At 62.3% G+C, this 5,785-nt stretch carries 4 protein-coding genes and 1 pseudogene; 3 read left to right on the top strand and 2 right to left on the bottom strand.

Features of this window, described 5'->3' with window-relative positions:
• Positions 1–100 precede the first annotated feature (100 nt).
• From AC1DVA_RS26040 to AC1DVA_RS26030, 3 genes are all read left to right on the top strand, one after another.
• Positions 101–928: an acid phosphatase gene (locus tag AC1DVA_RS26040; protein WP_265051840.1), complete on the top strand. Its 828-nt coding sequence runs from the start codon at positions 101–103 to the stop codon at positions 926–928.
• A 107-nt stretch (positions 929–1,035) separates the two neighbouring features.
• Positions 1,036–2,043 carry a DUF1254 domain-containing protein gene (locus AC1DVA_RS26035; protein ID WP_476807798.1) on the top strand — a complete coding sequence of 336 codons (1,008 nt, stop codon included), beginning with the start codon at positions 1,036–1,038 and terminating at the stop codon, positions 2,041–2,043.
• 143 nt (positions 2,044–2,186) lie between these two features.
• On the top strand, positions 2,187–3,989 hold the full coding sequence (locus AC1DVA_RS26030; RefSeq protein ID WP_476807797.1) for a mechanosensitive ion channel family protein: 1,803 nt from the start codon (positions 2,187–2,189) through the stop codon (positions 3,987–3,989).
• Positions 3,990–4,056: 67 nt separating this feature from the next.
• Here the strand turns inward: AC1DVA_RS26030 and AC1DVA_RS26025 are convergent, their stop codons facing one another.
• Positions 4,057–4,557 carry a tetratricopeptide repeat protein gene (locus AC1DVA_RS26025; RefSeq protein WP_476807796.1) on the bottom strand — a complete coding sequence of 167 codons (501 nt, stop codon included), beginning with the start codon at positions 4,555–4,557 and terminating at the stop codon, positions 4,057–4,059.
• 17 nt (positions 4,558–4,574) lie between these two features.
• Positions 4,575–5,785, bottom strand: a pseudogene (locus AC1DVA_RS26020) (hypothetical protein); the annotation flags it as partial.

Raw genomic sequence — 5,785 nt, 5'->3', positions numbered from 1 at the left:
GAATAGCCGCTCCCGATTGGCGCGAAATGGCAAGACGGGCAGGCAGCCCATGCACGAAATGCTCGCGACGGCAGCAATGTCGAAGGAATAGGAAATGTCGATGACCGAGAATGCGGTTCGGGCCGCGCATGTTTCGCTGATTGCGCTGCTCGCGCTCTGCGGGCAGGCCCTGGCGCAGGCGGGTGAAGCCCAGCCGAAGGTCACAGACCCGCATTTCAAGATCGCACCGGGCTATCTCAAGCAGTCCGACCTGCCGAACAGCCTGATGCTGCTCGGCCCGCCGCCCGAGACGGACTCGGCTGCGCTCGCCCGGGACGAGGAAGCGCGCAAGGCGACGCTCCCCCTGCGAAACACCAGCCGCTGGAAGCTCGCCTATACCGACGCCGATCTCGCCTTTCCGCAGGCAGCCGACAATTTCTCCTGCGCGATGGGTGTCAGGATCGACAGCAAGCAGACCCCGCGCCTCTATGCGATGATGCAGAAGATGCTGTCCGATTTCGGACTCTCCACCTATGGCGTGAAGAACAAGTACAATCGGGTTCGCCCCTTCGTGGTCCACAACGAGGCGACCTGCCGGGCGGATCAGGAGGCCATTCTGCGGGGCGACGGCTCCTATCCGTCCGGCCACACGGCCGCAGGCTGGGGTTGGGCGCTCGTCTTCGCGCAGATCAATCCCGAGCGCTCGAACGAGCTGCTCAAGCGCGGCATCGAATTCGGGCAAAGCCGCGTGATCTGCGACGCGCATTGGCAGAGCGATGTCGATGCGGGGCGGATCATGGGCGCGGCGACAGTTGCGCGGCTGCAGACCAACGCGACCTTTCTTGCCGACCTCAGAGCCGCGAAGGCGGAGGTAAAGGCCGCGAAGGCGAAGCGGGCAAACCCGGCACCCGATTGCGCCGCGGAGGCCGCGGCTCTGTCGGTGCAGTAACGGGCCCCGGACCCGGACATTCCTAGCTGGGCGGATGCGCGGACCCATTCGGTCCTGCCCGATGAACAAATCGATCCAACACGCCAATGAGGTACCGTTCGATGCGCATGACGTTGGTCTGCAGCCTGAGCTTTCTGGTTCTCGCGCCGTGCGTGGCATCCGCGCAGCCGGTTCCGGTCAATGTCGGCAATTTCAAGCGAGCCGAGTCCGATTTCTATATGGCCAAGACGGCCAGCGACGGTGCCCTCGGCAAGTTCGCCCACAACAGGGCGCCGACGCCGATCGACAAGCAGCCCGTGGTCCGGATGAACCGGGATACGCTCTATTCCCAAGCGCTCTTCGACCTAGACGCCGGCCCGGTGACCATCACCCTTCCCGATGCCGGCAAGCGCTTTGTCTCGATGCAGGTCATCAGCGAAGATCATTACACCCCGATGGTGGTCTACAAGCCCGGTCGCACGACGCTCACCAAGGACAAGGTCGGCACCCGCTATGTGTTCGTTGCGGTCCGTATCCTTGTCGATCCCAACGACCCCAAGGACCTCGCGCAGGTTCACGCTTTGCAAGATGCGCTGAAGGTGGAGCAGAAGGCGGTCGGCAGGTTCGAGGCGCCGAATTGGGACCTGGCTCAACAGAAAAAGATCCGTGACGCGCTCGAAGCGCTGTCTGCAGCGTCCGGCAGCTTCACAAACGCTTTCGGCCCCAAGGGAAAGGTCGATCCGGTCATGCACCTGATCGGCACGGCCGCCGGCTGGGGCGGCAACCCCGACAAGGACGCATCCTACCGCTCGGTGACCCCGGCCAAGAACGACGGCAAGACGGTCTACAAGCTCAGGGTCAAGGACGTTCCCGTCGACGCGTTCTGGTCGATCAGCGTCTATAACGACAAGGGCTTCTTCGAGAAGAACGAATACGACGCCTATTCGGTCAACAGCATCACCGGCAAGAAGAGCACTGACGGCGCGATCGACATCCAGTTCGGCGGCTGCGACGGCAAGATCGCGAATTGCCTGCCGATCACGCAGGGATGGAACTACACATTCCGGCTTTACCGTCCCCGTCCCGAGCTCCTGAACGGCCGTTGGAAGCTGCCGGAGGCGCAGCCCGCATCGTAGAAGGCCGCCCGCTTGCGCCGATCTGCCCCGGGCAGTAACGGGCCGCGCCTCCTGTGCCAGAGGTCCAACACTTTTACTCCATGCTGGACAACCGGTTCGCGCGGACAGATTAGTGTCGCTGACTTCGACAAGAGACCGAGACCATGGCTGCCGATTCAAGGACCGACGAGCTCGATGCTGCTTCCGCGATGCTCCATCGTTTCTCAGTGTTGATCGAGGATGGGCTGACGACAAGGCTGTCCGGTTGGCTCTCTTCCGGTGGCGCGTGGCACGATTTCATCAAAGGGCTCGAAACCGCCGGTTATAATCCCGCGCTACTGGCTCTCGGCATTGCAGCGATTTGCCTGATTGCCATTGTTGCAACGGCAGCGGTTGCCAGCTCAATCATCAGCAGATTGAAGGCTAAGCCCTTTCTGTCTGCGGCCGCCTGGTTCGCGGCTGCCTTGCTCGTGATACTGGCGTCCTGGATTCTATTTCTGAGTCTCATCGGCGATTCAGTGCTCCGCCGCGCCTTGCTGAACTGCGTCGTCATCTCGGCCGTGGCGACGATGATATGTTTCCCATTGACCGCAGGTCGCAGGTCCATCTTCCGGCGTTGGCGACGCGATCTCGCGCTCGCCATCGGCATCGCGGCCGGCGGCTTGGTGGTGCTTGCCTGTCTGCGCGTATGGAATGCGGCTGATCCGCTAAGCGATCTCTTCGCAACATTCGCGGTATCCTTGCCGTTCACCGTTCTGGTCGCAGCGGCATATCTTCGTCATCGCCGGCTGGTGACGAGGGCTCTGTCCTTCGGCAGCAAGGCAGGATCGCTCCGCCGGAAGCTGGCCGCAGTCTGGCCGTGGCTCGTGGTGGCGGTTGTCACCTTCGCCTTCGTCTTCATCCAACTGGACTTGACGATCGGACGGCCGCCGCGGGGCGGGCTGTTGCTGCTGTCGCTTCTTCTCGTTCTCGCCGGGCCTCATCTCGACGTCGCCATCGAAAGACGCAGCTGGCAGGCGGTTCGATCGCAGGGAGGCGAACTGACAGGCGCACTGTGGCGCACTTTCCGCATCGTGATCGCCTCATCGATTCTCGCGGTATTGGCGATCCTCTGGCTCCTGCCCATTCTGGATGTCGTCGGCATTTCGCGGGGCACTGTCTTGCTGAAAGCGGCCGAGATTCTGATGCTCGTGCTGATCATTGCCTTCTGCTGGAACTGGGTGGCCATCATGGCCGCGCGCATCAGACCTCGTGCCCCGGGCGATCCGCAGGTCGCCACCGCTGTGGTCGGTACGCGGCTGACCACCGTCGGCCCACTGCTCGTGGGTCTCACCAAGGCCGCGCTTCTGACGCTGGGCGCTTTGACCGTCCTGGTCATGCTGGGCATCAATGTCTGGCCTCTGATCACCGGCCTCTCGATCTTCGGCCTGGCGATCGGCCTCGGCTCCCAGACACTGGTCAAGGATGTGGTGGCCGGCCTGTTCTTCCTCGTCGATGATGCCTTCCGTCACGGCGAATACATCGAGACCTCGGGAGCCAAGGGCACCGTCGAGCGAATCTCATTGCGATCGGTCTCCCTGCGGCATCCGCGTGGACCGGTTGCGACAATCCCCTTCGGGCAGATCGGGAAGATCCAGAACTTCAGCCGCGAATGGGTCATAGAGAAGATGCTGTTCCGGGTTGCTTTGGACACCGATGTCGAAGCCGTGCGAAAACTGTTCAAGAAGATCGGGCAGGAGGTCGAGGCGGATCCGGAACTGAACGCCGATCTCCTCGAGCCGTTCAAGAGCCAGGGCATTGCCGCCCTCGAGGAGGGCACTCTGGTGATCCGCGGCAAATACAAAGCCCGGGCTGGACGTCAATTCCAAATACGCAAGGCGATCCTTTCCAAGGTGCGGATCACGCTGGCGGAGAACGGCATCAAACTGGTGCCCAAGCCGCTGCATGTACCGCAGATGGGTGGGTGAGCCTCGCTGCCCGAGCCATGGCTACTTCGAATGTGGCACTGTCAAAAAGGGCCGTGGCGCGCAGTGTCTAGCGAGGGGGCRCTGCCGCTGGATCGATATGTATCCCGGCCTTCCGTAGCCCGTCGGCGAACCGATCCAGGGTGTCTTCGGATATCTTCCATGCTCGGAAAACCGGCCAGAATTGCTCCGCGACGTGAGGCGATTCCCGGTTGACCCTATCCCCAGCGAAGCGCGCGAGATCCAGCTGTCCCGATTGCCCAAGGATCATCGCCGCGAAGAAATCTTCGCTCATGAACAACACGCGCGTCATTCCCTTGGTCGCGGCAAGAGCTCCTTGATCGTCCCCCGCCAGGTAGCGCTCCAGGATCACGGGAATGCTGTACCAGCTCGGATGATGCAGGCTGTTCATATCGATGGCGCGTCGTGCCAAGGCGGCACCCGCCGGCCAATCTCCGGATGCGGCTATGCGAAGGCCATAATGAGCCAACAGATCGGGATCGCCGGGGCGCGTCTTGATTGCAGCTTCGGCGAGCTGCCGGAATCCGCTGAAGTCGCCAACATCGAACATGGTGGCGGCTCGAACCATCATGGTGTTGGCGTCGCCGGGCGCCAGTTCGAGAGCCCGTTCGGCTGCCTCACGCGCCGGATGACCGCTGCCACGCCGTCAGCGCGCGGGTTGAGGCCTACACGATACTCTTGCGCATAGATCTGCGACAGGCTGGCCCAAGCCTCCGCATACCCTGGTTCTGATCTGACTGTCGTCTCCAGACAGTCGCGCGCCAGTCGATGRYTCTCGGGCGTGCCGCTCATCTGGTGCTGGTAAAACCGCAGGACGCAGTCGATGGCGCTCAAGCTATTCGGCTCTTTCGCGAGGCTGGTTTTCAGGGCCGCCCGGGCGAGCACGCCGGCATTGCCAGCGATCGTGGCTGCGATTTTCTCCGCGATCTCGTCTCCGATCTCCAGAATCTGATCCGCCTGAAGCGTTCGCCGATAAGATTCACTCCAGAGAAGGGCGCCGGTCCGGGTATCGATGAGGCGGGCCGACACCCTGATGTTGGCCGCGCTCTTTTGTACCGAGCCATCAACGAACGCCGTTGTCCCGAGGGATCGGCGGAACAGGTAGGGATCCGATTGCTGGGAGAGGTTGATCGAGCTTGGGGGGGTCACCGACAGATCGGCAAATTGGAACAGGTTTTTGGCCAGCTCCTGACTGATCCCGCGCGCGAAATAATCTTGCTGACTGTCTCCGTCCTGCACGGTGAATGGAAGCACGGCAATCGACGCGATCTTGGTATTGACGGGCAGCCCCCGCCCGCCCTGCATCACATGGGCGATCACGACCGCGATCACACAGAGGCCAGCCACGCATATCAGCCAGAGACTCGTGCGTGGAAACCGCGGCCTTCCGATTATGGGCCCCGACCGGGGCATGTCGGCAACCGTCGAGTTTTCCGGGCGGCCTTTCCCGGCGAGTACCTGGTCATCGCGCCAGGTGTATTTGGGCGCATTCGCGCCTTTTGGGATCTCGACTAACAGCGGGTCATTCATCCCCGCGGTCAGGTAATAATGCTCGAGATCGGCTCGCAGGCGACCAGCCTCGATGCGGACAAGGGGATCRATGCGCGTATCGAAACTCGGGTCGCGGCCATAGACGGCGACCGCGATCGAATAGCCCTTCAGGCCGCCCACGCGCCCGGCCGCTAGTTCCTCGGCAATATACTTCAGGAATTCGCGCCGCCGCGGCGTGGCGCGGAACTCCGGCGAGGCCAGAATCCGCTCGATCTGCTCTCTGATAT

This window comes from Allobosea sp. P4_C6, assembly GCF_056402015.1.
The sequence above is the reverse complement of the archived record's forward strand: the minus strand, read 5'-3'. Positions and strand labels throughout refer to the sequence as shown.

Coding starts and splice junctions, on each gene's coding strand:
- AC1DVA_RS26040 (WP_265051840.1), top strand. CDS start 101: ATGACCGAGAATGCGGTTCGGGCCGCGCATGTTTCGCTGATTGCGCTG.
- AC1DVA_RS26030 (WP_476807797.1), top strand. CDS start 2,187: ATGGCTGCCGATTCAAGGACCGACGAGCTCGATGCTGCTTCCGCGATG.
- AC1DVA_RS26035 (WP_476807798.1), top strand. CDS start 1,036: ATGACGTTGGTCTGCAGCCTGAGCTTTCTGGTTCTCGCGCCGTGCGTG.